The 21,946-nt window shown below is 32.9% G+C and carries 35 protein-coding genes; 34 read left to right on the plus strand and 1 reads right to left on the minus strand.

Going from position 1 to position 21,946, the window contains the following annotated elements; translation table 11 throughout:
- Window positions 1-76 precede the first annotated feature (76 nt).
- Entirely contained in the window at window positions 77-1,687 is a 1,611-nt protein-coding gene (locus BVC87_RS11820) for a BamA/TamA family outer membrane protein (RefSeq protein ID WP_075342595.1), read from the minus strand.
- A 177-nt stretch (window positions 1,688-1,864) separates the two neighbouring features.
- Here BVC87_RS11820 and rpsL point away from each other — a divergent pair, with 177 nt between their 5' ends.
- From rpsL to rplQ, 34 genes are all read left to right on the plus strand, one after another.
- Complete coding sequence (gene rpsL, locus BVC87_RS11825; protein WP_075342596.1) at window positions 1,865-2,245, plus strand: 30S ribosomal protein S12; 381 nt, start codon at window positions 1,865-1,867, stop codon at window positions 2,243-2,245.
- A gap of 29 nt (window positions 2,246-2,274) precedes the next feature.
- On the plus strand, window positions 2,275-2,751 hold the full coding sequence (gene rpsG / locus BVC87_RS11830; protein ID WP_075342597.1) for a 30S ribosomal protein S7: 477 nt from the start codon (window positions 2,275-2,277) through the stop codon (window positions 2,749-2,751).
- Window positions 2,752-2,756: 5 nt separating this feature from the next.
- The gene (fusA, locus tag BVC87_RS11835) at window positions 2,757-4,874 is read left to right on the plus strand and encodes an elongation factor G (protein ID WP_075342598.1); all 2,118 of its coding nucleotides are present in this window, start codon (window positions 2,757-2,759) and stop codon (window positions 4,872-4,874) included.
- Between the two features lie 5 nt (window positions 4,875-4,879).
- Window positions 4,880-5,185 carry a 30S ribosomal protein S10 gene (rpsJ, locus tag BVC87_RS11840; protein ID WP_075342599.1) on the plus strand — a complete coding sequence of 102 codons (306 nt, stop codon included), beginning with the start codon at window positions 4,880-4,882 and terminating at the stop codon, window positions 5,183-5,185.
- 443 nt (window positions 5,186-5,628) lie between these two features.
- Complete coding sequence (gene rplC, locus BVC87_RS11845; RefSeq protein WP_075342600.1) at window positions 5,629-6,246, plus strand: 50S ribosomal protein L3; 618 nt, start codon at window positions 5,629-5,631, stop codon at window positions 6,244-6,246.
- Window positions 6,246-6,875, plus strand: a complete 630-nt coding sequence (rplD, locus tag BVC87_RS11850; protein ID WP_075342601.1) for a 50S ribosomal protein L4 — start codon at window positions 6,246-6,248, stop codon at window positions 6,873-6,875. Before rplC ends, rplD begins: the two co-directional genes overlap by 1 nt.
- A gap of 10 nt (window positions 6,876-6,885) precedes the next feature.
- On the plus strand, window positions 6,886-7,173 hold the full coding sequence (gene rplW / locus BVC87_RS11855) for a 50S ribosomal protein L23 (RefSeq protein WP_075342602.1): 288 nt from the start codon (window positions 6,886-6,888) through the stop codon (window positions 7,171-7,173).
- 14 nt (window positions 7,174-7,187) lie between these two features.
- Window positions 7,188-8,012, plus strand: a complete 825-nt coding sequence (gene rplB / locus BVC87_RS11860) for a 50S ribosomal protein L2 (RefSeq protein WP_075342603.1) — start codon at window positions 7,188-7,190, stop codon at window positions 8,010-8,012.
- A gap of 6 nt (window positions 8,013-8,018) precedes the next feature.
- Window positions 8,019-8,297: a 30S ribosomal protein S19 gene (gene rpsS, locus BVC87_RS11865; protein ID WP_075342604.1), complete on the plus strand. Its 279-nt coding sequence runs from the start codon at window positions 8,019-8,021 to the stop codon at window positions 8,295-8,297.
- 9 nt (window positions 8,298-8,306) lie between these two features.
- Complete coding sequence (gene rplV / locus BVC87_RS11870) at window positions 8,307-8,711, plus strand: 50S ribosomal protein L22 (RefSeq protein ID WP_075342605.1); 405 nt, start codon at window positions 8,307-8,309, stop codon at window positions 8,709-8,711.
- 12 nt (window positions 8,712-8,723) lie between these two features.
- Window positions 8,724-9,446: a 30S ribosomal protein S3 gene (gene rpsC / locus BVC87_RS11875; RefSeq protein ID WP_075342606.1), complete on the plus strand. Its 723-nt coding sequence runs from the start codon at window positions 8,724-8,726 to the stop codon at window positions 9,444-9,446.
- Window positions 9,447-9,465: 19 nt separating this feature from the next.
- Complete coding sequence (gene rplP, locus BVC87_RS11880) at window positions 9,466-9,897, plus strand: 50S ribosomal protein L16 (protein ID WP_075342607.1); 432 nt, start codon at window positions 9,466-9,468, stop codon at window positions 9,895-9,897.
- 12 nt (window positions 9,898-9,909) lie between these two features.
- Window positions 9,910-10,101 (plus strand): 50S ribosomal protein L29, encoded by a 192-nt coding sequence (rpmC, locus tag BVC87_RS11885; protein WP_075342608.1) that lies wholly within the window; start codon window positions 9,910-9,912, stop codon window positions 10,099-10,101.
- Window positions 10,102-10,120: 19 nt separating this feature from the next.
- A complete protein-coding gene (gene rpsQ, locus BVC87_RS11890) occupies window positions 10,121-10,378 on the plus strand; it encodes a 30S ribosomal protein S17 (protein ID WP_075342609.1) in 258 nt (85 codons plus the stop codon).
- Window position 10,379: 1 nt separating this feature from the next.
- Window positions 10,380-10,748 carry a 50S ribosomal protein L14 gene (gene rplN / locus BVC87_RS11895; RefSeq protein WP_028890735.1) on the plus strand — a complete coding sequence of 123 codons (369 nt, stop codon included), beginning with the start codon at window positions 10,380-10,382 and terminating at the stop codon, window positions 10,746-10,748.
- 14 nt (window positions 10,749-10,762) lie between these two features.
- The gene (gene rplX, locus BVC87_RS11900) at window positions 10,763-11,071 is read left to right on the plus strand and encodes a 50S ribosomal protein L24 (protein WP_075342610.1); all 309 of its coding nucleotides are present in this window, start codon (window positions 10,763-10,765) and stop codon (window positions 11,069-11,071) included.
- A 2-nt stretch (window positions 11,072-11,073) separates the two neighbouring features.
- Window positions 11,074-11,625 (plus strand): 50S ribosomal protein L5, encoded by a 552-nt coding sequence (gene rplE, locus BVC87_RS11905; protein ID WP_075342611.1) that lies wholly within the window; start codon window positions 11,074-11,076, stop codon window positions 11,623-11,625.
- A 5-nt stretch (window positions 11,626-11,630) separates the two neighbouring features.
- Window positions 11,631-11,900: a 30S ribosomal protein S14 gene (gene rpsN, locus BVC87_RS11910; RefSeq protein WP_068363324.1), complete on the plus strand. Its 270-nt coding sequence runs from the start codon at window positions 11,631-11,633 to the stop codon at window positions 11,898-11,900.
- A 195-nt stretch (window positions 11,901-12,095) separates the two neighbouring features.
- Complete coding sequence (locus BVC87_RS11915) at window positions 12,096-12,947, plus strand: LytR/AlgR family response regulator transcription factor (protein WP_083629419.1); 852 nt, start codon at window positions 12,096-12,098, stop codon at window positions 12,945-12,947.
- A 106-nt stretch (window positions 12,948-13,053) separates the two neighbouring features.
- On the plus strand, window positions 13,054-14,181 hold the full coding sequence (locus BVC87_RS11920; RefSeq protein ID WP_075342612.1) for an acyltransferase family protein: 1,128 nt from the start codon (window positions 13,054-13,056) through the stop codon (window positions 14,179-14,181).
- A gap of 309 nt (window positions 14,182-14,490) precedes the next feature.
- Window positions 14,491-14,889, plus strand: a complete 399-nt coding sequence (gene rpsH / locus BVC87_RS11925; protein WP_075342613.1) for a 30S ribosomal protein S8 — start codon at window positions 14,491-14,493, stop codon at window positions 14,887-14,889.
- Between the two features lie 15 nt (window positions 14,890-14,904).
- Window positions 14,905-15,450, plus strand: a complete 546-nt coding sequence (gene rplF, locus BVC87_RS11930) for a 50S ribosomal protein L6 (protein WP_075342614.1) — start codon at window positions 14,905-14,907, stop codon at window positions 15,448-15,450.
- An 11-nt stretch (window positions 15,451-15,461) separates the two neighbouring features.
- Window positions 15,462-15,812 carry a 50S ribosomal protein L18 gene (gene rplR / locus BVC87_RS11935; protein ID WP_075342615.1) on the plus strand — a complete coding sequence of 117 codons (351 nt, stop codon included), beginning with the start codon at window positions 15,462-15,464 and terminating at the stop codon, window positions 15,810-15,812.
- 11 nt (window positions 15,813-15,823) lie between these two features.
- The gene (rpsE, locus tag BVC87_RS11940) at window positions 15,824-16,345 is read left to right on the plus strand and encodes a 30S ribosomal protein S5 (protein WP_075342616.1); all 522 of its coding nucleotides are present in this window, start codon (window positions 15,824-15,826) and stop codon (window positions 16,343-16,345) included.
- 11 nt (window positions 16,346-16,356) lie between these two features.
- Window positions 16,357-16,539, plus strand: a complete 183-nt coding sequence (gene rpmD, locus BVC87_RS11945; RefSeq protein WP_075342617.1) for a 50S ribosomal protein L30 — start codon at window positions 16,357-16,359, stop codon at window positions 16,537-16,539.
- A gap of 12 nt (window positions 16,540-16,551) precedes the next feature.
- Window positions 16,552-17,001, plus strand: a complete 450-nt coding sequence (rplO, locus tag BVC87_RS11950; RefSeq protein WP_075342618.1) for a 50S ribosomal protein L15 — start codon at window positions 16,552-16,554, stop codon at window positions 16,999-17,001.
- 12 nt (window positions 17,002-17,013) lie between these two features.
- The gene (gene secY / locus BVC87_RS11955; RefSeq protein ID WP_075342619.1) at window positions 17,014-18,336 is read left to right on the plus strand and encodes a preprotein translocase subunit SecY; all 1,323 of its coding nucleotides are present in this window, start codon (window positions 17,014-17,016) and stop codon (window positions 18,334-18,336) included.
- A gap of 1 nt (window position 18,337) precedes the next feature.
- The gene (infA, locus tag BVC87_RS11960) at window positions 18,338-18,553 is read left to right on the plus strand and encodes a translation initiation factor IF-1 (protein ID WP_068206835.1); all 216 of its coding nucleotides are present in this window, start codon (window positions 18,338-18,340) and stop codon (window positions 18,551-18,553) included.
- Between the two features lie 12 nt (window positions 18,554-18,565).
- Entirely contained in the window at window positions 18,566-18,682 is a 117-nt protein-coding gene (gene ykgO, locus BVC87_RS11965) for a type B 50S ribosomal protein L36 (protein ID WP_010181906.1), read from the plus strand.
- Window positions 18,683-18,781: 99 nt separating this feature from the next.
- Complete coding sequence (rpsM, locus tag BVC87_RS11970; RefSeq protein WP_075342620.1) at window positions 18,782-19,147, plus strand: 30S ribosomal protein S13; 366 nt, start codon at window positions 18,782-18,784, stop codon at window positions 19,145-19,147.
- 33 nt (window positions 19,148-19,180) lie between these two features.
- Window positions 19,181-19,567, plus strand: a complete 387-nt coding sequence (gene rpsK / locus BVC87_RS11975) for a 30S ribosomal protein S11 (protein WP_075342621.1) — start codon at window positions 19,181-19,183, stop codon at window positions 19,565-19,567.
- 80 nt (window positions 19,568-19,647) lie between these two features.
- Window positions 19,648-20,253, plus strand: coding sequence for a 30S ribosomal protein S4 (rpsD, locus tag BVC87_RS11980; RefSeq protein WP_075342622.1), 606 nt, complete (start codon window positions 19,648-19,650; stop codon window positions 20,251-20,253).
- Between the two features lie 98 nt (window positions 20,254-20,351).
- Window positions 20,352-21,344 carry a DNA-directed RNA polymerase subunit alpha gene (locus BVC87_RS11985; RefSeq protein ID WP_075342623.1) on the plus strand — a complete coding sequence of 331 codons (993 nt, stop codon included), beginning with the start codon at window positions 20,352-20,354 and terminating at the stop codon, window positions 21,342-21,344.
- A gap of 73 nt (window positions 21,345-21,417) precedes the next feature.
- Window positions 21,418-21,915, plus strand: coding sequence for a 50S ribosomal protein L17 (gene rplQ / locus BVC87_RS11990; RefSeq protein WP_075342624.1), 498 nt, complete (start codon window positions 21,418-21,420; stop codon window positions 21,913-21,915).
- Window positions 21,916-21,946: the final 31 nt, after the last annotated feature.

A 21,946-nucleotide genomic window follows, 5' to 3' on the forward strand; every position in this document is an offset into this window, starting at 1 on the left:
AAATAAATTTAAAGAAACAATAAAAACAGTTAATAAAATATAAATATTTTAAAGGTTCTGTTAAAAGTAAGGTTTTTTAAAAATAGTTTTTAAAAGTAATTGCTAGGTTTAATCCATTGTTGCTGTTGTTTTTCTGATTGCTTTTTGAAATCGAAATATTAATATTGGTTCTTTTTCTTATATAGGAGTAACCTAGTCCGTAACTAAAGAGATGTTCGGTCTTTTTAGAAATATTTTGACTAACTCCTATGTCGGATATAGAATATAAGTAGGAATTGTTTGAAGTTAATAGCCGGTATTCAATGTTAACAAATGAATATTTAGAAGATAAAATACTTTGTTGGTCTACTCCCCTGAAAGAATTAGCACCACCAAATCTATAGGTTTCGTTTAGGAGAAAATTATTTGAGAATAAAAAGTTACTTTCATTTCTAATGTAAATAGCATTTTTCTGATTTAAATTATATGTGTAGGAGCCTGAAAAATTCAGTTTGATTTGATTTTGTACTGCATCCATATCATCTGTTCTCGAGCCTAAAAGAGATTGTATTTGAAATGTGAATTTGGGTTCGTTAAAAAGATTTTTACGCAAACTTTTAAACGAAAATAGTAATCCAATAAAAGAAGAAGAAAAATTAGAGATCGAGTTGTTTATTTCGGTTAAAGTATTAGTAGAAGTTTGTGTTTCAAAAGATACTCCTATTTTGGTTTTTGGATTAAAATCATATAATAAGGACGTATTTAATTTTGAATTTAAAAAAGTGCTGTCTTGACGATAGATTTCAAAATAAGTTTGATTAGAAATAGGTGAATTAAATAGGTAGGGAATGAAAGTCTTTAAGTTTAGATTTTGTCTATCATCTGCACTAGAATTCCAATTAAGATTAAAAGATTCACCAGTATTCAATATGTTATTTAATTCTAAATTAATATTACCGCTAATTGAGAAATTATCATCAGAACTGAAATTAAGTAGCCCGTCAAAACTACTGTTCTTTATTTTTTCTAAATATAGGTAAACTACTGTGGAATCTTTCGAGAAAAGAATTTCTGGATTTCGAATTTCATTTACAAAAGGGATTCCTTTTAAGTTCTGAGAAATTTGATTTATGAGGTCTTTGTTAAATACAGGTTTGTTCTTTATTCTAAGGTAATGTCTTAAATAAGATTTAGGAAATTTATCATAACCTTTTATGATAATACGATCTAAAGTCCTTTTTTGAGAAGTATGTATGGTAAGTTTGGCTTTAAGTATGTTTTTGTTTAGCTGTATATTTGTCAGTTTTGTTTTTGAAAAAGATTTTCCCTTCTTTTCTAAATTGTCATTAACTTTTTGGAGAAAAGATTTTAATTCAGATATGTGAAGTGTGATATTTTTATCTGAAGTGGATATTCTTACAGAATCTATTTGTTTGCCCAAATTTATGTAAAAGAGTTTTTTGTTTTCTATTTCTTTAATAGAGTCTAATTTGTGGTAGAAATATCCGTAGTTCTTTAGGGCTTCAGAAATTGAATCCTTTAGATAGTTATGATTGTTCTTAGCTTTTAATTCTTTTGGAAATATGTTATCAATGATTTTTTGATGTGCAGAATCATTAGGGATAATTTTAATTATCTTCTTTTGAGCAAGAAGATGGTTGGAATTTAAGATTGTTATAAAAAAAGAAAAAAATACTAGTGTTTTCAACGTTTGAAAATAAAGGCTAAAGTACATTAAAATCAATAGAATTAAAGTTGATTCTGTTTTGAGTTTTAAAAATAACTTGTTGATATTTGATTAATTAGAAATTAATCGTACATTTGCACACTCTTAAAAATAGAGATTAATAGTAAAAATACAAACGAAAACAAGTAATTAATTAGTATGCCAACTATTCAACAATTAGTTCGTAAAGGAAGAACCAAAATAACTAAGAAGAGTAAATCGGCTGCTTTGACGGCTTGTCCTCAGAGACGTGGAGTTTGTACGCGTGTTTATACTACAACACCAAAAAAACCAAATTCAGCAATGCGTAAAGTTGCTCGTGTTAGGTTAACAAATGGTAACGAGATTAACGCGTATATTCCAGGAGAGGGGCACAATCTTCAAGAGCACTCGATAGTATTAGTTAGAGGTGGAAGGGTAAAAGATTTACCAGGGGTTAAATATCACATCGTACGTGGTGCATTAGATACTGCAGGTGTTGAAGGAAGAACTCAACGTAGATCTAAATATGGTGCTAAACGCCCTAAAGACAAAAAGTAATTATTCAGTAACTTTTTTAATGTAAAGACATGAGAAAAAGAAGAGCGAAAAAAAGGATTTTATTACCAGATCCAAGATTTAATGATCAATTAGTAACACGTTTTGTGAATAACTTAATGTGGGATGGTAAAAAATCAGTAGCGTTCAAAGTATTCTACGATGCAATTGATATTGTAGATCAGAAGAAAACTGACGAAGAGAAGTCAGCTTTAGAAATTTGGAAAGATGGTTTGTCAAATGTAATGCCTCACGTTGAAGTTCGTTCACGTCGTGTGGGTGGGGCTACATTTCAAATACCAATGCAAATCCGTCCAGATCGTAAAGTGTCAATGGCGATCAAATGGATGATAAGTTATGCGCGTAAGCGTAACGAAAAAACGATGGCACAACGTTTAGCAGCTGAAATTTTAGCAGCAGCTAAAGAAGAAGGAGCAGCAGTTAAGAAGAGAGTTGATACTCACAAGATGGCTGAAGCTAACAAGGCATTCTCACACTTTAGATTTTAATAAAAATGGCTAGAGACTTAAAATTCACACGAAACATTGGTATTGCTGCACATATTGATGCAGGTAAAACAACAACTACAGAGCGTATCTTATTCTACACAGGAGTTTCTCATAAAATTGGAGAAGTTCATGATGGTGCATCTACGATGGACTGGATGGAGCAAGAAGCAGAAAGAGGTATTACAATTACTTCTGCAGCGACAACTTGTGAGTGGAAATTTCCACTTGAAAACGGACAAGCTACTCCTGATACAAAAGGGTATCACTTTAATATTATTGATACTCCAGGTCACGTTGACTTTACTGTAGAGGTAAATCGTTCTTTACGTGTATTAGATGGTTTAGTATTCTTGTTTTCTGCAGTTGATGGTGTAGAGCCTCAGTCAGAAACGAACTGGCGTTTAGCAGATAACTATAAAGTGCCTCGTATTGGTTTCGTTAATAAGATGGATCGTCAAGGGTCTAACTTCTTAGCAGTATGTCAACAGGTTAAAGATATGTTGAAGTCTAATGCAGTGCCAATTGTTTTAAATATTGGTGATGAAGCAGATTTCAAAGGTATTGTAGATTTAGTTAAGAACCGTGCTATTGTTTGGCACGATGATAACTTCGGATCTACTTTTGATATCGTTGATATTCCTGAAGATTTAAAAGAAGAAGCTGCTGAATTAAGAGCTAAATTAATTGAAGAGGTTGCTGCTTACGATGAGAATTTATTAGAGAAGTTCATGGAAGATGAGGACTCTATTACAGAAGAAGAAGTACACGCTGCATTACGTGCTGCTGTAATGGATATGTCTATCATTCCTATGGTATGTGGATCTGCATTCAAAAATAAAGGAGTACAATTCTTATTAGATGCAGTTTGCCGTTACTTACCTTCTCCAACAGATAAAGAAGCTATTATTGGTACTGATCCTAATACAGGAGACGAGATAGCTCGTAAACCAGATGTGAAAGATCCATTTGCAGCTTTAGCATTTAAGATTGCAACAGATCCTTTCGTAGGTCGTTTAGCATTCTTCCGTGCGTATTCTGGTCGTTTAGATGCAGGTTCTTATGTGTTAAATAACCGTTCTGGTAAGAAAGAGCGTATTTCACGTATTTACCAAATGCATTCTAATAAACAAAATGCAATCGATTTTATTGAAGCAGGAGACATTGGTGCTGCTGTAGGGTTTAAAGATATTAAAACAGGAGATACGTTATCAGCTGAAAAAGCGCCAATCGTATTAGAATCTATGGATTTCCCAGATCCTGTAATCGGTATCGCAGTTGAGCCAAAAACTAAAGCAGATGTAGATAAGTTAGGTATGTCTTTAGCAAAATTAGCTGAAGAGGACCCAACATTTACAGTTAAAACTGACGAAGCTTCAGGACAAACAGTAATCTCAGGAATGGGTGAGTTACACTTAGATATTATTGTTGATCGTTTAAAGCGTGAATTTAAAGTTGAGGTAAACCAAGGTCAGCCTCAGGTAGAGTATAAAGAAGCAATTACAGCATCTGCAGATCACAGAGAAGTGTACAAAAAGCAGTCTGGTGGTCGTGGTAAATTCGCTGATATTGTATTTACAATGGAGCCTGCTGAAGAAGGTGTTCAAGGTTTAGTGTTCGAATCTATCATTAAAGGTGGTAACGTTCCTAAAGAATTTGTTCCTTCAGTAGAGAAAGGTTTCAAAGAAGCAATGAAAAATGGTCCTTTAGCTGGATATGAAATGGATGCCATGAAGGTTACTTTAAAAGATGGTTCTTTCCACCCAGTTGATTCTGATCAGTTATCATTCGAATTAGCGGCAAAATTAGGTTACAAAGCTGCTGCAAAAGCTGCAAGAGCTGTAATCATGGAGCCAATGATGAAGTTAGAAGTGTTAACTCCTGAAGAAAACATGGGAGATATCGTAGGAGACTTAAACAGAAGACGTGGACAAGTAAACGATATGAGTGATCGTTCAGGTTCTAAAGTAGTAAGAGCGATTGTTCCATTATCTGAAATGTTTGGATATGTAACTTCGTTACGTACATTATCTTCTGGTAGAGCTACTTCTACAATGGAATTTTCACACTATGCTGAAACTCCTTCAAATATCGCTGAAGAAGTTATCGCTAATGCAAAAGGTTAATTAAGATGAGTCAAAAAATTAGAATAAAATTAAAATCTTACGATTATAACTTAGTAGATAAGTCTGCTGAAAAAATCGTAAAGACCGTAAAAAGTACAGGGGCGGTTGTTAACGGACCAATCCCATTACCAACTCATAAAAAGATTTTTACAGTATTACGTTCACCACACGTAAACAAAAAATCTAGAGAGCAATTTCAATTATCAGCTTACAAGCGTTTATTAGACATATATAGTTCTTCTTCTAAAACTATTGATGCTCTTATGAAGCTTGAGTTGCCAAGTGGAGTTGAGGTAGAGATTAAAGTATAAGTTTTTAATACTTAAGAATATAAAAGCTTTCTTACAATATTGTGTAAGAAAGCTTTTTTTGTTTGTTGTTAAAATATATGTAAAGAAACAAAAAGAATAGAGAGTGGATATAGGTAAATACTACCAAAGATTAATGTTTATTTCTGTATTTACTGAAAAGACCTCTAAATAATTGACTTTATTTTGGTTATGTGTTTATTTTTTTATACTTTCGCAGTCCGAAATTGGTGGTTAATAGTTATTTAACACAAAATTTCAATTACATGTCCGGAGGGTTTCGCGAAGGAAAAACGGTAGAACACAGTAAGTTAAGAGCTAAAAACGTGTTTTACGCTCTTTTTTTTTGAATGAGATTTTAAGGATTTAGAAACTTTTGTTTCAAATAATTATTTATTAATAGACGCGCTGGATAAAATAATCTAATCGTCTTAAAATTAACAGATATGTCTGGGTTAATAGGAAAAAAAATCGGAATGACCAGCTTATTCGATGAGAATGGGAAAAATATCCCATGTACTGTTATCGAAGCAGGTCCTTGCGTAGTTACCCAAGTCAGAACCGAAGAAGTTGATGGTTACAACGCTTTACAACTAGGTTTCGATGACAAAAAGGCAAAAAGCTCTAATAAAGCTTTAGATGGTCACTTTACAAAAGCAGGTACCGTTGCTAAGAAAAAAGTCGTTGAGTTTCAAGGTTTTGATGGAGAGTTTAAATTAGGTGACTCAATTACAGTTGAACATTTTGCTGAAGGAGAGTTCGTAGATGTTTCAGGAACTTCTAAAGGTAAAGGTTTTCAAGGGGTTGTTAAACGTCACGGATTTGGTGGTGTTGGACAAGCAACTCACGGTCAGCATAACCGTTTAAGAGCACCAGGTTCTATTGGTGCCGCATCTTACCCTGCAAGAGTATTCAAAGGAATGCGTATGGCAGGACGTATGGGTGGAGATAAAGTTAAAGTTCAAAATTTAAGAGTATTAAAAGTAGTACCAGAAAAGAATCTTTTAGTAGTGAAAGGAGCTGTACCAGGTCACAAAAACTCTTATGTAATTATTGAGAAGTAATGAAAGTAGCAGTATTAGATATTACAGGAAAAGATACTGGTAGAAAAGTTGAACTTTCTAACGAAGTATTCGGAATTGAGCCAAATGATCACGCAATCTACTTAGATGTTAAGCAGTATTTGGCAAATCAAAGACAAGGAACTCACAAATCTAAAGAAAGAGGTGAGATTGCTGGAAGTACCAGAAAGATAAAAAAACAAAAAGGAACAGGTACAGCTCGTGCGGGTAGTATCAAGTCTCCTGTTTTTAGAGGCGGAGGACGTATCTTCGGTCCAAGACCAAGAAACTATTCTTTCAAATTAAATAAAAACTTAAAGCGTTTAGCTCGTAAATCAGCTTTAAGTATTCAAGCAAAAGATAGCAATTTAGTAGTAGTTGAAGATTTCAATTTTGAAACTCCAAAGACTAAGGAATTCGTTAATGTTTTAAAAGCTTTAGAATTAGATACAAAGAAAACATTATTTGTATTAGGAGAAGAAAGTAAAAATGTATACTTATCATCTCGTAACCTAAAGAATTCTAAAGTAGTTAACGCTACAGGAGTAAATACTTACAATGTATTAAATGCAAATAAAGTAATTATCTCTGAAAGCACTATAGAAGGAATTGAATCTAATTTAAGTAAATAGGATTTTTCAGATGAGTATTTTAATAAAACCTATTATTACGGAAAAAGCAACAGTAGATAGCGAAAAGTTTAATCGATATACTTTTGTTGTAAATAAGAATGCTAACAAAATTCAAATTAAGGATGCTGTAGAAGCTGCTTACGGAGTAACAGTTGAAAAAGTGAGAACTTTAAATCATCCTGCATTAAGAAAAACTAAGTACACTAAGAAAGGATTAGTTACTGGTTTAACAAGCGGTTATAAAAAAGCGGTTGTTCAGTTAGCAGAAGGCGAAATTGATTTTTATAACAACCTATAAGAATAGCAAGACAAATGTCAGTTAGAAAATTAAAACCAATAACACCAGGTCAGCGTTTTAGAGTTGTGAATGGGTTCGACACCATCACTACTGATAAGCCGGAAAAGTCATTATTGGCACCGAAAAAAAGAACTGGAGGTCGAAACAATCAGGGTCGTATGACTACTCCTAACAGAGGTGGAGGTCATAAAAGAAGATATCGTATTATTGATTTCAAAAGAAATAGATATAACGATCCTGCAACAGTATTAACTATTGAGTACGATCCAAACCGTACAGCGTTTATCGCTTTAGTTCAATATGCTGATGGAGAAAAGCGTTATGTGATTGCACAAAACGGATTAAAAGTAGGACAAACTATCGTTTCAGGAAAAGAAGCTACACCAGATGTAGGTAATGCAATGTTCTTAAGTGATATTCCATTAGGAACAACAATTTCTTGTATCGAATTACGTCCAGGTCAAGGAGCAGTTATGGCTCGTTCTGCAGGTTCTTTTGCTCAGTTAATGGCAAGAGACGGAAAATATGCTACTGTAAAGTTGCCTTCAGGTGAAACAAGATTAATCTTACAAACTTGTTTAGCAACTATTGGAGTTGTATCTAATTCAGATCACCAATTATTAGTTTCTGGTAAAGCAGGTAGATCAAGATGGTTAGGTAGAAGACCAAGAACTAACGCAGTTAGAAAGAACCCAGTTGATCACCCAATGGGTGGTGGTGAAGGACGTTCTTCTGGAGGACATCCAAGATCTAAGAACGGTATCCCAGCTAAAGGATATAAGACTAGATCTAAAACTAAGGCTAGTAACAAGTATATTATAGAACGTAGAAAGAAATAATAAATCATGGCAAGATCATTAAAAAAAGGACCTTACGTTCACTATAAGTTAGAAAGAAAAGTGTTAGCTAACGTTGAATCAGGTAAAAAATCTGTAATCAAAACTTGGTCTAGAGCTAGTATGATTACTCCTGATTTCGTTGGACAAACTATCGCAGTTCATAACGGACGTCAGTTTGTACCTGTTTACGTTACAGAAAACATGGTAGGTCATAAGTTAGGCGAATTTTCACCAACACGTTCATTCCGTGGACACGCTGGTGCTAAAAATAAAGGAAAAAAATAGTAGGATATTATGGGAAGTCGTAAACATAACATGGCACAACAGTTAAAGGAAGCTAAGAAGCAAAAAGCTATCGCTAAGCTTACTAACTGTCCTACGTCACCAAGAAAAATGCGCTTAGTAGCGGATCAAGTAAGAGGTGTAGAAGTTGAAAAAGCTTTACAAATCTTAAAATTCAGTCCAAAAGAAGCATCTCGTAACTTAGAAAAGTTATTATTATCAGCTATTGCTAACTGGCAAGCTAAAAATGAAGATGCAAGTATTGAAGATGCTGGATTATTCGTGAAATCTATTTATGTAGATAGCGCTGGAATGTTAAAGAGATTAAGACCAGCTCCACAAGGACGTGCACATAGAATTCGTAAGCGTTCTAATCACGTAACTTTAGAGTTAGGAACTAAAAATAACAGTAATTAATCATTAGTAGAAATGGGACAAAAGACAAATCCAATAGGAAATCGTTTAGGAATCATCAGAGGATGGGAATCTAACTGGTATGGTGGAAATGACTACGGTGATAAAATTGCTGAAGATGATAAGATAAGAAGGTACTTAAAAGCCAGATTATCTAAAGCAAGTGTTTCTCGTATTATTATTGAGCGTACTTTAAAACTTATAACCGTTACTATCACTACTGCACGTCCAGGTATCATTATTGGTAAAGGAGGGCAAGAGGTAGATAAGTTAAAAGAAGAGCTTAAGAAGATTACTGGTAAAGAAGTTCAAATCAATATTTTTGAAATTAAGCGTCCAGAATTAGATGCAAATTTAGTTGCAGCCAGTATTGCGCGTCAAATCGAAAATAGAATTTCTTACAAGCGTGCTACTAAAATGGCGATCGCGGCTGCAATGCGTATGAATGCTGAAGGAATCAAAGTTCAACTTTCTGGACGTTTAAACGGAGCTGAAATGGCACGTTCTGAGCACTACAAAGAAGGAAGAATTCCTTTATCTACTTTTAGAGCAGATATCGATTATTCACTTGTTGAAGCACATACTACATACGGAAGAATCGGTGTGAAAGTATGGATTATGAAAGGCGAGGTATATGGTAAACGTGAATTATCTCCGTTAGTTGGATTATCTAAGCAAAAAGGTAATTCAAATAACAAAGGTGGAGGTGGTAGACGTCAACCTCGTAGAAGAAAATAATTTTTAAAGAAATTAGAAGATGTTACAGCCAAAAAGAGTAAAGTTTCGTAGAGTTCAGAAAGGTAAAGGTAATATGAGTGGTAACTCAGGTAGAGGTACCCAATTATCAAACGGAATGTTTGGTATTAAGTCTTTAGATCAGAACTTACTTACTTCTCGTCAAATTGAAGCTGCTCGTATCGCAGCAACACGTTATATGAAAAGGGAAGGGCAACTTTGGATTAAAATTTTCCCAGACAAACCTATCACTAAGAAACCATTAGAGGTACGTATGGGTAAAGGTAAAGGTGCTCCTGATCATTTTGTAGCTGTAGTTAAACCAGGAAGAATCTTATTTGAAGTTGGTGGTGTACCAATGGAAGTAGCTAAAGAAGCATTACGTTTAGCTGCTCAAAAACTTCCTGTGAAGACTAAGTTTATCATTGCAAGAGATTTTGATTATAACGCTTAATTCTAATAGATCATGAAACAATCAGAAATAAAAGAATTATCAACAGCTGACTTACAAGATAAGCTAGGAGCGTTGAAGAAAAATTATAGTGATCTTAAGATGGCTCATGCTATAACTCCATTGGAAAATCCATTGCAGTTAAGAACCTTAAGAAGAGCTGTTGCAAGAATTGCAACAGAGTTAACTAAAAGAGAATTACAATAAATTCTAGTCAGTTTTAAAGATGGAAAAAAGAAATCTTAGAAAAGAGAGAATAGGTGTAGTATCTAGCAACAAGATGGAGAAGTCTATCGTGGTTAGCGAGGTAAAAAGAGTAAAGCACCCAATGTACGGAAAGTTCGTATTAAAAACTAAGAAGTACGTTGCACATGACGAGAATAACGATTGCAACATTGGAGATACAGTTAAAATAATGGAAACACGTCCATTAAGTAAATCTAAGCGTTGGAGATTAGTAGAAATCCTAGAAAGAGCTAAATAATATGTTACAAACAGAATCAAGATTAAAAGTAGCAGATAATACTGGAGCTAAGGAAGTTTTAGTAATTAGAGTTTTAGGAGGAACAAAAAAGCGTTACGCTAGTGTTGGAGATAAAATTGTAGTTACTGTTAAGTCTGCAACTCCAAACGGAACTGTAAAGAAAGGTCAAGTATCTCGTGCAGTTGTTGTTCGTACTAAGAAAGAAGTTAGACGTAAAGACGGATCATATATTAGATTTGATGATAATGCTTGTGTACTTTTAAATCCTTCTGAGGAAATGAGAGGTACTCGTGTATTCGGTCCAGTGGCTCGTGAGTTACGTGAGAAACAATTTATGAAGATAGTATCATTAGCACCTGAGGTGTTATAAAATCAGATTTTAAGATGAAGAAATTTAAAATTAAATCAGGAGATACTGTTAAAGTTATCGCAGGAGATCATAAAGGATCTGAAGGAAAAGTTTTACGTATCCTTAAAGATAAAGACAGAGTTGTAGTAGAAGGTGTTAATATGATATCTAAGCATACTAAACCTAGTGCTGAAAATCCACAAGGAGGAATAGTAAAGCAAGAAGCACCATTACATATTTCTAACATTGCTTTAGTTGAAAATGGTGAAGCAGTAAGAGTTGGTTATAGAGTAGAAGGTGATAAGAAGGTAAGATTTTCTAAAAAATCAGATAAAGCAATATAATTATGAGTTACGTACCAAGATTAAAAGAGGAGTACAAGGCTAGAGTTATTAAAGCTCTAACTGATGAGTTCGGATACAAGAACGTAATGCAGGTGCCTAAGTTACAGAAGATTGTTGTAAGTAAAGGTGTAGGTGCTGCAATTGCAGATAAGAAATTAATTGAATACGCTGTTGAGGAATTAACCACTATTACAGGTCAAAAAGCAGTGCCAACGATGTCTAAAAAAGACGTTGCAAACTTCAAATTACGTAAAGGAATGCCAATCGGAGCTAAAGTTACGTTAAGAGGAGATATTATGTACGAATTTTTAGATCGTTTAATTACTGCTTCTTTACCACGTGTAAGAGATTTCAACGGAATTAAAGCAAATGGTTTTGATGGTAGAGGTAATTACAATTTAGGAATTACTGAACAAATCATCTACCCAGAGATTAATATTGATCAAGTGAAGAAAATTAGTGGTATGGATATTACTTTTGTAACATCTGCACAAACTGATAAGGAAGCTAAATCATTATTAGGAGAATTAGGTTTACCATTTAAAAAGAATTAATAAAGATGGCTAAAGAATCAATGAAAGCGCGTGAGCGTAAAAGAGCTAAAACGGTTGCTAAATATGCAGAAAAGAGAAAAGCTTTAAAAGAAGCTGGAGACTATGAAGCATTACAAAAGTTACCAAAAAATGCTTCACCAGTTAGAATGCACAATCGTTGTAAATTAACTGGGCGTCCAAAAGGATACATGCGTCAGTTTGGAATTTCACGTGTTACTTTCCGTGAAATGGCAAACCAAGGATTAATTCCTGGAGTAAAGAAAGCAAGCTGGTAGTATTATTATCTAGCTATAGAGATATAAAAAGGCGAACAATTTCATTATTGTTCGCCTTTTTTTATTTTATCTTTTTCAATCATATCGTTTGGAATAACTTTTTATAGTTAATACGCTATTTTAATTCCGTTGAATATTTTTTAAGTTAATGATTTCAGTTTGTTTTATATTGTCAGTAATTATAAAACATGCATCTTGAAAAATTTTTTCAATAGTTTTTACCCTTTTTATTATGATGTGAGAACAGGCATTTTAATAGGTGTTCTTATATTCATTCTATCAATTTTATTTAGTTTCTTATTTGAGCCTTTCGAGGTCAATTATAGTGAATTAAAGTATTCTTATTTTATAGTTGTTGTAATTCACTCTTTAGTTTCTTTTTGTGTTTTTATGATTGTAACTCTTTTTCTTAATAGTAAAAAGAGTGAAGAAAAAGACTGGAAAGTTAAACACGAGCTAATCTTACTTTTAACAATTCTATTATTAATTGGAGTTGTTCAATTTTTAATTCGAGATTTTATTTATAATAAAGATGATAATTGGTCACTAAGATATTTATTTGAAGAAGTCAGAAATACGCTATTAGTAGGTGGACTTTTTATTTTTATTATTACTTCACTAAATATAGAAAGGTTAAAAAGTAATTATAATAAAAGAGCACATAAAATAAAAATAGATGAAAAAGAAGAAATAAATGAGAGAGAAGAAATACAGATAACAACCCAAGTTAAATCCGATGATTTTGTTTTAAATATTAACGACTTTAATTTTGCTAAATCAGATAAAAATTATGTGGAAATTTATTTGCAAAATAGTGATATACTTATAAAAAGAATGACTATTAGAAGCTTAGAAACACAGTTGTTTAATTATAACTTCATTTTAAAAACACATAGGTCTTTTATAGTTAACCTTAGATCTATTATAGACATTAAAGGAAATGCACAAGGTTACAAATTGTCATTAAAAAACTCAGATGCTAAAATTCCTGTTTCGAGAAATCAGTTAACTCTTTTTGAAGAAAAAATGATTCAAGTGAATATTTAGTTTGTTATTGGTAACATAATACTTGTTGTTAATCCCATTGTTCTAATAATGAGGCGTAAATGTATCTGGTAAAATTAGTTTTGAACAAACTTTAAATGATACAATTATGATACAACAAAGACGCTATGATTTAGATTGGCTAAGAGTAATATCTGTGTTTGCAGTTTTTTTACATCATATATTAATGCCTTTTAATGGAGATGATTTTCATATTATGAATACAACTCATAGTAAATTTCTAGACGATACTATGGTTTATTTTGAACAATTTAGACTACCATTATTATTTTTAGTTTCTGGTGTAGGAACAGTATATGCTTTTTCAAAAAGAACTTGGCTCGCTTTTGCCTTAGAAAGAGTAAAAAGACTTTTAGTGCCGCTTGTTTTTGGAGTTTTGTGTATCGTGCCACCACAAGTTTACTATGAAAATATCATAAACTTTTCTTCCTTTTTAGAAGCGTATAACTCAATTGTAATAAAATTCAAAGTAAATCATTTGTGGTTTATAGAAAATCTGTTTATCATTTCTATACTTTTTATCCCTTTTGTAATGTATTGCCGATCGAATAAGAGCAATAAGTTAAAAAATACCATTGTAAAACTTTCAAAACAGTACAGAATGATTTCTTGGGTAATTCTATTACTATGTATACGAATTATAACCAAAGAGTATTTTCCAAGTAACGAGAAGAGTATTAGAAATTTATCCTCTTCTTTGTATTTTATATTCTTTTTCGTTAGCGGAGTCATATTAGCCACAAACAATGAATTATGGAAACTTTTACATTTAAGGAGGAAATATAATTTACGGTTAGTACTTGTTTTTACTTTAATTTTTTATGGATACTATTTTATGCCAAGAGAATGGATAGCTCCTTATCTATCAATAAAAAACAGATGGAGGTTGTGGTATATTGTTAGTGTACTAGTAAGTTGGTCTGTTGTAATCACTATTTTAGGTTACGGAAAAGAATATTTAAATAAAGAAAGTAGGTTATTAGTAAAATTAAATGAAGCAGTATATCCTTTTTATATATTACATCAGACCATAATTATTATTATAGGATATTATGTGTTAAAGCTCGATATAAGCATTCTGTTTAAAATTCTAATACTCTTTTTTAGCTCTTTCTGTAGTATTATTTTAATTTATATGACTTTAATATATCCATTTAAACTTACCAGATTTTTATTTGGAATGAAGATCAAGAGGATAAAAAACGGGAAAAAGTGAATGGTAAATATTAAAAATAAACTTTTTTTGAAAAGATTTTTGCAAAGTTTATTTTGATCTTAAAAAGCAATGAAAATTAGCAATAAATTAATAGTCAAACTGATAATTTATAAAACCCTTTTTTTTTCGAAAAGTTTATGTATATTTGCACTCTGTTTTCAGAGGGTAAATTATGCTTTGTTGTGAACTAAAATGAAGTGTCATTTACGGAAAACAAAAAATAAGTATTAACTGGTTTCAGGTTTAGTAGTTACGTATACCGTAGGGAAAATAGAAACTGCTGAAAACCAAAACCGCAATTAATTTAATATGTATACAGATCCAATCGCGGATTTCCTTACTCGTGTTAGAAATGCTATCATGGCAGGACACAGAGTTGTAGAAGTTCCAGCTTCAAAATTGAAGAAGGAGATGACTAAGATTTTGTTTGATCAAGGTTACATTTTAAGTTATCAGTTCAATGACAATAAAGTTCAAGGGACTATCAAGATAGCTTTAAAGTACGATAGATTGACAAAAGAACCAGTTATCAGAAAAATTCAAAGAGTATCTACTCCAGGTTTACGTAAGTATGTAGGTGCTAAAGAAATGCCAAGAGTTTTAAATGGTCTTGGTATCGCAATCGTGTCAACTTCAAAAGGTGTGATGACTAACAAGAAAGCACGTCAAGAGAATGTTGGTGGAGAAGTATTATGTTACGTTTATTAATAAACATTTTGTAAGATGAGTAGAATAGGTAAAAGCCCAATCACATTGCCACAAGGTGTTGAATTTAAAGTAAACGATAACGTGGTAACAGTAAAAGGTAAGTTAGGAGAATTATCTCAAAAATTAACTTCTAATATTACTGTAAAAGAAGAGGATGGTACTTTAACAGTAGAAAGACCATCAGATAGTAAAGAACACAAAGCTGCACATGGTTTATACCGAGCTTTAATCAGTAACATGATTGAAGGTGTAACTAAAGGTTATACTAAGGAATTAGAGTTAGTAGGAGTTGGTTATAGAGCATCTAATCAAGGTCAAAAATTAGATTTAGCTTTAGGATTTTCTCATAACATCGTATTAGAGTTAGCACCAGAGGTTAAGGTTGAAACAGTATCTGAAAAAGGTAAAAATCCAATCGTAAAATTAACTTCTCACGATAAACAATTAGTGGGGCAAGTTGCGGCTAAGATTCGTTCTTTCCGTAAGCCTGAGCCATATAAAGGTAAAGGAGTTAAGTTTGTTGGTGAAGTAATTAGAAGAAAAGCAGGTAAATCTGCATAATAATTAGTGTTATGGCATTATCAAAACTTGAGAGAAGACAACGTATAAAGTATAGAATAAGAAAAGTTATTTCTGGAACAGCTGAAAAGCCAAGATTATCAGTGTTTAGAAGTAATAAAGAAATCTATGCTCAAATTATAAATGATGTAGATGGTGTTACTTTAGCATCAGCGTCATCAAGAGATAAAGAAATTGCATCTGGTTCTAAAGCAGAAGCTGCTGCAGCTGTAGGTAAAGCAATTGCTGAAAAAGCTGTTAAGGCAGGTTTAGAGACTGTTGCTTTTGATAGAAATGGTTACTTATACCATGGACGTGTAAAAGTATTAGCAGACGCTGCAAGAGAAGCTGGTTTAAAATTTTAAGAAATTATATTATGTTAGGATATAAAAACGTAGAAAGAGTAAAACCAAGCGGATTAGAGCTTGTAGATAGATTAGTTGGTGTGCAACGTGTTACTAAAGTAACAAAAGGAGGTAGAGCATTCGGTTTCTCTGCTATCGTAGTAGTTGGTGATGGTAAAGGAGTTGTTGGACACGGATTAGGAAAGTCTAAAGATGTATCATCTGCAATTGCAAAAGCTGTTGAAGATGCAAAGAAGAATTTAGTTCGTATTCCTTTATTAAAAGGAACATTACCACACGAACAAAAAGGTAAATTCGGAGGAGCTAAAGTGTTTATAAAACCAGCTTCAAATGGTACCGGAGTGATCGCAGGTGGTGCTGTACGTGCAGTATTAGAGTCTGTAGGAGTACACGATGTATTATCTAAGTCTCAAGGATCATCTAACCCTCATAATGTTGTTAAAGCAACTTTTGATGCATTATTACAGTTACGTAGTGCAGAAACTATTGCTAGACAAAGAGGTATTTCTTTAGAGAAAGTTTTTAACGGATAAAATTTAAGACGATGAGTAAGATTAGAGTTACACAAGTAAAAAGTCAAATAGGTCGCCTTAAAAATCAGAAAAGAACGCTAGAGGCCTTAGGATTAAAAAGAATTAACCAAACTGTAGAGCATGATGCGTCACCTACAATTTTGGGAATGGTAAATAAAGTTCAACACTTAGTTTCTGTAGAAGAAATTAAATAAGAAGATAATAACATGGGTTTACATAACTTAAAACCAGCTGCTGGATCAACAAAAAACGGGAAAAGAATCGCTCGTGGTGAAGGGTCTGGACATGGTGGTACCTCTACAAGAGGACATAAAGGAGCTAAATCTCGTTCAGGATACTCTCGTAAAATCGGATTTGAAGGAGGGCAAATGCCACTTCAAAGACGTGTGCCTAAGTTTGGATTTAAAAACATCAACCGTAAAGAATACGTTGGTGTAAACTTAGATAAATTACAAGAGTTAGTAGATAACGGTAGAATTACTGATACAGTAACTATGGACGTTTTAGTATCTAACAGATTAGCACGTAAAAATGATCTTGTAAAGATCTTAGGACGTGGAGAATTAAAGGCTAAATTAAATATTACTGTACACAAATTTACAGCTACAGCAAAAGCAGCTATCGAAGCAGCTGGAGGTGAAGCAGTAACTTTATAAGAATTGTAAATGATGAATTTTATAAATACACTAAGAGACATTTTCAAGATTGAAGAGTTAAGAGAAAAATTGCTTTTAACGATTGGTTTAATCGCTGTTTATCGCTTTATGGCTGCAGTTCCATTACCTGGAATTGATCCAACACAGTTAACAGCCCTAAAGAATAACGCTGACGGCGGTCTTTTAGGTTTATTAAATGCATTTACAGGTGGGGCATTTGCTAGGGCATCCGTTATGGCGCTTGGTATAATGCCTTACATTTCTGCATCTATTGTAGTACAATTAATGGGAATTGCTGTTCCTTACTTACAAAAACTACAAAAAGATGGAGAAAGTGGACGTAAGAAAATTACACAAATTACACGTTGGTTAACAATACTTATCACATTAGTTCAAGGACCAACATATATTACTTTCATTAAAACTCAAATGGGATTACCAGAAGCTGCTTTCTTAGTAGGGGGCGCAACATTCTGGGTATCATCTATGATTTTACTAACTGCAGGAACAATCTTTGCAATGTGGTTAGGAGAAAGAATTACAGATAAGGGTGTTGGTAATGGTATCTCATTGTTAATTACTGTGGGTATTATTGCAAATTTCCCTGCTGCCTTTTTACAAGAGTTTATCTCTAAAACAACCAATACTGGTGGAGGTGGTATCATGATGATTTTAATCGAAGTTTTAGTGTGGTTTGTAGTAATATTATTAACAGTATTACTTGTTACTGCAGTACGTAAAGTAGCTGTTCAATATGCAAGAAGAACTGCTATTGCTAATATTAAAGATGTAGAAGGTGCTAGACAGTATATCCCACTAAAGTTAAATGCTGCAGGGGTTATGCCAATCATTTTTGCACAAGCAATAATGTTTTTACCGATTACATTAGGACAAAAATATCCAGCATTAGTAAGTTTATCAAATATTAATGGATTATGGTATAATGTTATTTTTGCGCTTTTAATAATTATATTCAGTTATTTCTATACCGCAATTACTATACCTACTAATAAAATGGCTGAAGATTTAAAGAGAAGTAATGGATTTGTACCTGGATATAAGCCAGGAGAAGAAACAGCAAATCATTTAGATTCTGTTTTATCTAAAATTACATTTCCAGGATCTTTATTCTTAGCAGCATTATCTATTTTACCAGCTATAATTGTTCAATTTGGGGTAACTCAAAACTGGGCATTATTTTATGGAGGAACTTCATTAATCATTATGGTAGGTGTTGCAATAGATACAATACAACAAATTAATTCATATTTATTAAACAGTCGTTATGACGGTTTAATGAAAACAGGTAATACTAACAGAAAATCATTAAAATAATATGGCTAAGCAACCAGCAATTCAACAAGATGGAACAATAACAGAAGCATTATCTAATGCAATGTTTCGTGTAGAATTAGAAAATGGACATATTGTTACGGCTCACATTTCAGGAAAAATGCGTATGCACTATATCAAACTTTTACCAGGTGATAAGGTAAAGTTAGAAATGAGTCCATATGATTTAACTAAAGCAAGAATTACTTACAGATATTAAAAACACACACTGATGAAAGTAAGAGCATCATTAAAGAAAAGAAGTGCCGACTGCAAAATTGTACGCAGAAAAGGTAGATTATATGTGATTAACAAAAAAAATCCTAGGTTTAAACAAAGACAAGGTTAAAAAATAAGTCATTAGTAATTAGTAGTTAGATGAATCTGCTTGAAATAGAAATGTTTAGGATTCTAACAACTAAAAGCTAACACTAAAAACTAAAACAATATGGCAAGAATCGCAGGTATTGATATTCCAAAAAACAAAAGAGGAGCAATTGCTTTAACATACATTTTTGGAATCGGAAGAAGCAGAGCTAAAGATATTTTAGTAGATGCAAAAGTTGATGAAAACATCAAGGTTCAAGATTGGAACGATGATCAGATTGCTGCAATACGTGAGCAAGTTGGAAAGTACACTATAGAGGGTGAATTACGTTCTGAAGTTCAATTAAACATCAAACGTTTAATGGACATCGGTTGTCAAAGAGGAATCCGTCACAGACTTGGATTACCTTTAAGAGGACAAAGAACAAAAAACAACTCTCGTACTAGAAAAGGTAAGAGAAAAACTGTAGCTAACAAGAAAAAATAATCGTTAGATTATTTTTACTAATCGTAAAGAATCATGGCAAAATCAAAAGTAACAAAAAAACGTAAAGTTGTAATTGAGTCTACAGGTGAGGCTCATATCACAGCATCGTTCAATAACATTATCATCTCTTTAACTAACAAGAAAGGAGATGTAATTTCATGGTCTTCTGCAGGAAAAATGGGATTCAGAGGATCTAAAAAGAATACTCCTTACGCTGCACAATTAGCAGCTGAAAACTGTGCTTCTGTAGCTAAAGAAGCAGGTTTACGTAAAGTAAAGGTATACGTTAAAGGACCAGGAAACGGAAGAGAATCAGCAATTAGATCGTTACACAATTCAGGTATTGAAGTAACAGAAATTGTAGATGTTACACCAATTCCACACAACGGATGTCGTCCACCTAAAAGAAGAAGAGTATAATAAATATTTTAACCTAGTAGGATAAAATGATTGTCGAAGGAGTACGCCTTAATTCACAATACCTACTTAAATTTTAAGAAATGGCAAGATATACAGGACCAAAAACTAAAATCGCTCGTAAATTCGGTGAAGCGATCTTCGGAGAAGATAAAAACTTCGAAAAAAGAAACTACCCTCCAGGACAACACGGAGTTGGTAAGAGAAGAGGTAAGAAATCTGAATATGCAGTACAGTTAATGGAGAAGCAAAAGGCTAAGTATACTTATGGTATCTTAGAGCGTCAATTCCGTAACTTATTCAAAAAAGCACAAGCATCAGGTGGAATTACTGGTGAGGTATTATTACAATTATGTGAATCACGTTTAGATAATACTGTTTTCCGTTTAGGAATTGCTACTTCTCGTAGAGCTGCTCGTCAGTTAGTTTCTCACCGTCACATTACTGTTAACGGAGATATCGTTAATATTCCTTCTTATAGATTAAGAGCTGGAGATGTTATTGCAGTTAGAGAGAAATCAAAATCTTTAGAAGCAATTGAAAATGCTTTAGCAGGTAATAGTAATGTTTACGAATGGTTAAGCTGGAATGCTGATCAAAAGTCTGGGACTTTTGTTAAAGCTCCAGAAAGAATCCAGATTCCTGAGAACATTAAAGAGCAATTAATAGTAGAATTGTACTCTAAATAATAAATTAACCATATTGGTATTTGGCCAAAGGGTCTATTTGTTCTTCTTCAAACTTATAGACCGCGCAACTAAATAACAATTAAAACGAAGAAAAATAAATGGCGATTTTAAATTTTCAAAAGCCCGATAAGGTTATCATGATTGAATCTACTGATTTTTCAGGGAGATTCGAATTCAGACCGTTAGAACCAGGTTTTGGTTTAACAGTTGGTAATGCATTAAGAAGAGTATTATTATCTTCTCTAGAAGGATTTGCAATTACATCTTTAAGAGTTGATGGAGTTGAGCACGAGTTTTCAACAATAACTGGTGTTGTAGAAGATGTTACTGAAATGATCTTAAACTTAAAACAAGTTCGTTTCAAAAAGCAAATTGAAGAGTCAGATAGAGAGACTGTGACTATTGCAATATCTGGGCAAGAGCAATTAACAGCTGGTGATTTACAGAAGTTTATTTCTGGTTTCCAAGTATTAAATCCTGAATTAGTTATCTGTAATATGGATAAATCTGTTAAAATTAATGCAGAAATTACCATAGAAAAAGGTAGAGGGTTTGTACCTGCAGAAGAAAATAAAAAATCTGGAGCACCTTTAGGAACTATTTTTACAGACTCAATTTTTACACCAATTAAGAATGTAAAGTACGCTATAGAAAATTTCCGTGTTGAACAAAAAACAGATTATGAAAAATTAGTTTTTGATATTGACACTGATGGATCTATCAATCCTAAAGATGCATTAACAGAAGCAGCTAAAATATTAATTCACCACTTCATGTTATTCTCAGATGAAAGAATCACATTAGAGGCTGATGAAATAGCTCAAACTGAATCTTACGATGAAGAATCTCTTCACATGCGTCAGTTATTAAAGACGAAATTAGTAGATATGGATTTATCTGTTCGTGCTTTAAACTGTTTAAAAGCTGCAGAAGTAGATACATTAGGAGATTTAGTATCATTCAATAAGAGTGATTTAATGAAGTTCAGAAACTTTGGTAAAAAATCATTAACTGAATTAGAGGAGTTAGTGAATAACAAAGGACTAAGTTTCGGAATGGATTTAACAAAGTATAAGTTAGATAGAGATTAATAATTAATAAAGGGTATCATAATTTGCTCCTCAAGAGTGGGTAGAGCAAGATGATAGTCTAAAACTAAAGGTCATGAGACACGGTAAAAAAGTAAACCATTTAGGTAGAAAAACAGCGCATAGAAAATCTATGTTAGCTAATATGGCTTGTTCTTTAATCGAGCACAAGCGAATCAACACTACTGAAGCTAAAGCTAAAGCTTTACGTAAATATGTTGAGCCTTTAATTACTAAAGCTAAAGCTGAGAATAATAGTACAGCAGAATTAAATATGCACAATCGTCGTGTAGTATTTAGTTACTTAAGAAATAAGTATGCAGTTACTGAATTATTCAAAGAAATATCAGTGAAAGTTGGAGACAGACCAGGAGGATATGTACGTATCATTAAATTAGGAAATCGTTTAGGTGATAATGCTCCTATGGCAATGGTAGAATTAGTTGATTACAACGAGGTATACAATCCTAACGGTAAAAAAGCCAAGAAAACTACACGTCGTAGCCGTCGTGGAGGAGGTGCTAAGAAAGCTGCACCAGTTGCTGATGTTGAAACTTCACAAGAGGAAGAATAAATGACAGTTTTACAATAAATATTAAAAAGGA

The sequence above is a fragment of the Tenacibaculum agarivorans genome, assembly GCF_001936575.1.
GTDB classification, from domain to species: domain Bacteria; phylum Bacteroidota; class Bacteroidia; order Flavobacteriales; family Flavobacteriaceae; genus Polaribacter; species Polaribacter agarivorans.

What these genes read in the sequence shown, in the direction of transcription:
- rpsL (WP_075342596.1), top strand. Translation starts at nt 1,865, where the DNA reads ATGCCAACTATTCAACAATTAGTTCGTAAAGGAAGAACCAAAATAACT.
- rpsG (WP_075342597.1), top strand. Translation starts at nt 2,275, where the DNA reads ATGAGAAAAAGAAGAGCGAAAAAAAGGATTTTATTACCAGATCCAAGA.
- fusA (WP_075342598.1), top strand. Translation starts at nt 2,757, where the DNA reads ATGGCTAGAGACTTAAAATTCACACGAAACATTGGTATTGCTGCACAT.
- rpsJ (WP_075342599.1), top strand. Translation starts at nt 4,880, where the DNA reads ATGAGTCAAAAAATTAGAATAAAATTAAAATCTTACGATTATAACTTA.
- rplC (WP_075342600.1), top strand. Translation starts at nt 5,629, where the DNA reads ATGTCTGGGTTAATAGGAAAAAAAATCGGAATGACCAGCTTATTCGAT.
- rplD (WP_075342601.1), top strand. Translation starts at nt 6,246, where the DNA reads ATGAAAGTAGCAGTATTAGATATTACAGGAAAAGATACTGGTAGAAAA.
- rplW (WP_075342602.1), top strand. Translation starts at nt 6,886, where the DNA reads ATGAGTATTTTAATAAAACCTATTATTACGGAAAAAGCAACAGTAGAT.
- rplB (WP_075342603.1), top strand. Translation starts at nt 7,188, where the DNA reads ATGTCAGTTAGAAAATTAAAACCAATAACACCAGGTCAGCGTTTTAGA.
- rpsS (WP_075342604.1), top strand. Translation starts at nt 8,019, where the DNA reads ATGGCAAGATCATTAAAAAAAGGACCTTACGTTCACTATAAGTTAGAA.
- rplV (WP_075342605.1), top strand. Translation starts at nt 8,307, where the DNA reads ATGGGAAGTCGTAAACATAACATGGCACAACAGTTAAAGGAAGCTAAG.
- rpsC (WP_075342606.1), top strand. Translation starts at nt 8,724, where the DNA reads ATGGGACAAAAGACAAATCCAATAGGAAATCGTTTAGGAATCATCAGA.
- rplP (WP_075342607.1), top strand. Translation starts at nt 9,466, where the DNA reads ATGTTACAGCCAAAAAGAGTAAAGTTTCGTAGAGTTCAGAAAGGTAAA.
- rpmC (WP_075342608.1), top strand. Translation starts at nt 9,910, where the DNA reads ATGAAACAATCAGAAATAAAAGAATTATCAACAGCTGACTTACAAGAT.
- rpsQ (WP_075342609.1), top strand. Translation starts at nt 10,121, where the DNA reads ATGGAAAAAAGAAATCTTAGAAAAGAGAGAATAGGTGTAGTATCTAGC.
- rplN (WP_028890735.1), top strand. Translation starts at nt 10,380, where the DNA reads ATGTTACAAACAGAATCAAGATTAAAAGTAGCAGATAATACTGGAGCT.
- rplX (WP_075342610.1), top strand. Translation starts at nt 10,763, where the DNA reads ATGAAGAAATTTAAAATTAAATCAGGAGATACTGTTAAAGTTATCGCA.
- rplE (WP_075342611.1), top strand. Translation starts at nt 11,074, where the DNA reads ATGAGTTACGTACCAAGATTAAAAGAGGAGTACAAGGCTAGAGTTATT.
- rpsN (WP_068363324.1), top strand. Translation starts at nt 11,631, where the DNA reads ATGGCTAAAGAATCAATGAAAGCGCGTGAGCGTAAAAGAGCTAAAACG.
- BVC87_RS11920 (WP_075342612.1), top strand. Translation starts at nt 13,054, where the DNA reads ATGATACAACAAAGACGCTATGATTTAGATTGGCTAAGAGTAATATCT.
- rpsH (WP_075342613.1), top strand. Translation starts at nt 14,491, where the DNA reads ATGTATACAGATCCAATCGCGGATTTCCTTACTCGTGTTAGAAATGCT.
- rplF (WP_075342614.1), top strand. Translation starts at nt 14,905, where the DNA reads ATGAGTAGAATAGGTAAAAGCCCAATCACATTGCCACAAGGTGTTGAA.
- rplR (WP_075342615.1), top strand. Translation starts at nt 15,462, where the DNA reads ATGGCATTATCAAAACTTGAGAGAAGACAACGTATAAAGTATAGAATA.
- rpsE (WP_075342616.1), top strand. Translation starts at nt 15,824, where the DNA reads ATGTTAGGATATAAAAACGTAGAAAGAGTAAAACCAAGCGGATTAGAG.
- rpmD (WP_075342617.1), top strand. Translation starts at nt 16,357, where the DNA reads ATGAGTAAGATTAGAGTTACACAAGTAAAAAGTCAAATAGGTCGCCTT.
- rplO (WP_075342618.1), top strand. Translation starts at nt 16,552, where the DNA reads ATGGGTTTACATAACTTAAAACCAGCTGCTGGATCAACAAAAAACGGG.
- secY (WP_075342619.1), top strand. Translation starts at nt 17,014, where the DNA reads ATGAATTTTATAAATACACTAAGAGACATTTTCAAGATTGAAGAGTTA.
- infA (WP_068206835.1), top strand. Translation starts at nt 18,338, where the DNA reads ATGGCTAAGCAACCAGCAATTCAACAAGATGGAACAATAACAGAAGCA.
- ykgO (WP_010181906.1), top strand. Translation starts at nt 18,566, where the DNA reads ATGAAAGTAAGAGCATCATTAAAGAAAAGAAGTGCCGACTGCAAAATT.
- rpsM (WP_075342620.1), top strand. Translation starts at nt 18,782, where the DNA reads ATGGCAAGAATCGCAGGTATTGATATTCCAAAAAACAAAAGAGGAGCA.
- rpsK (WP_075342621.1), top strand. Translation starts at nt 19,181, where the DNA reads ATGGCAAAATCAAAAGTAACAAAAAAACGTAAAGTTGTAATTGAGTCT.
- rpsD (WP_075342622.1), top strand. Translation starts at nt 19,648, where the DNA reads ATGGCAAGATATACAGGACCAAAAACTAAAATCGCTCGTAAATTCGGT.
- BVC87_RS11985 (WP_075342623.1), top strand. Translation starts at nt 20,352, where the DNA reads ATGGCGATTTTAAATTTTCAAAAGCCCGATAAGGTTATCATGATTGAA.
- rplQ (WP_075342624.1), top strand. Translation starts at nt 21,418, where the DNA reads ATGAGACACGGTAAAAAAGTAAACCATTTAGGTAGAAAAACAGCGCAT.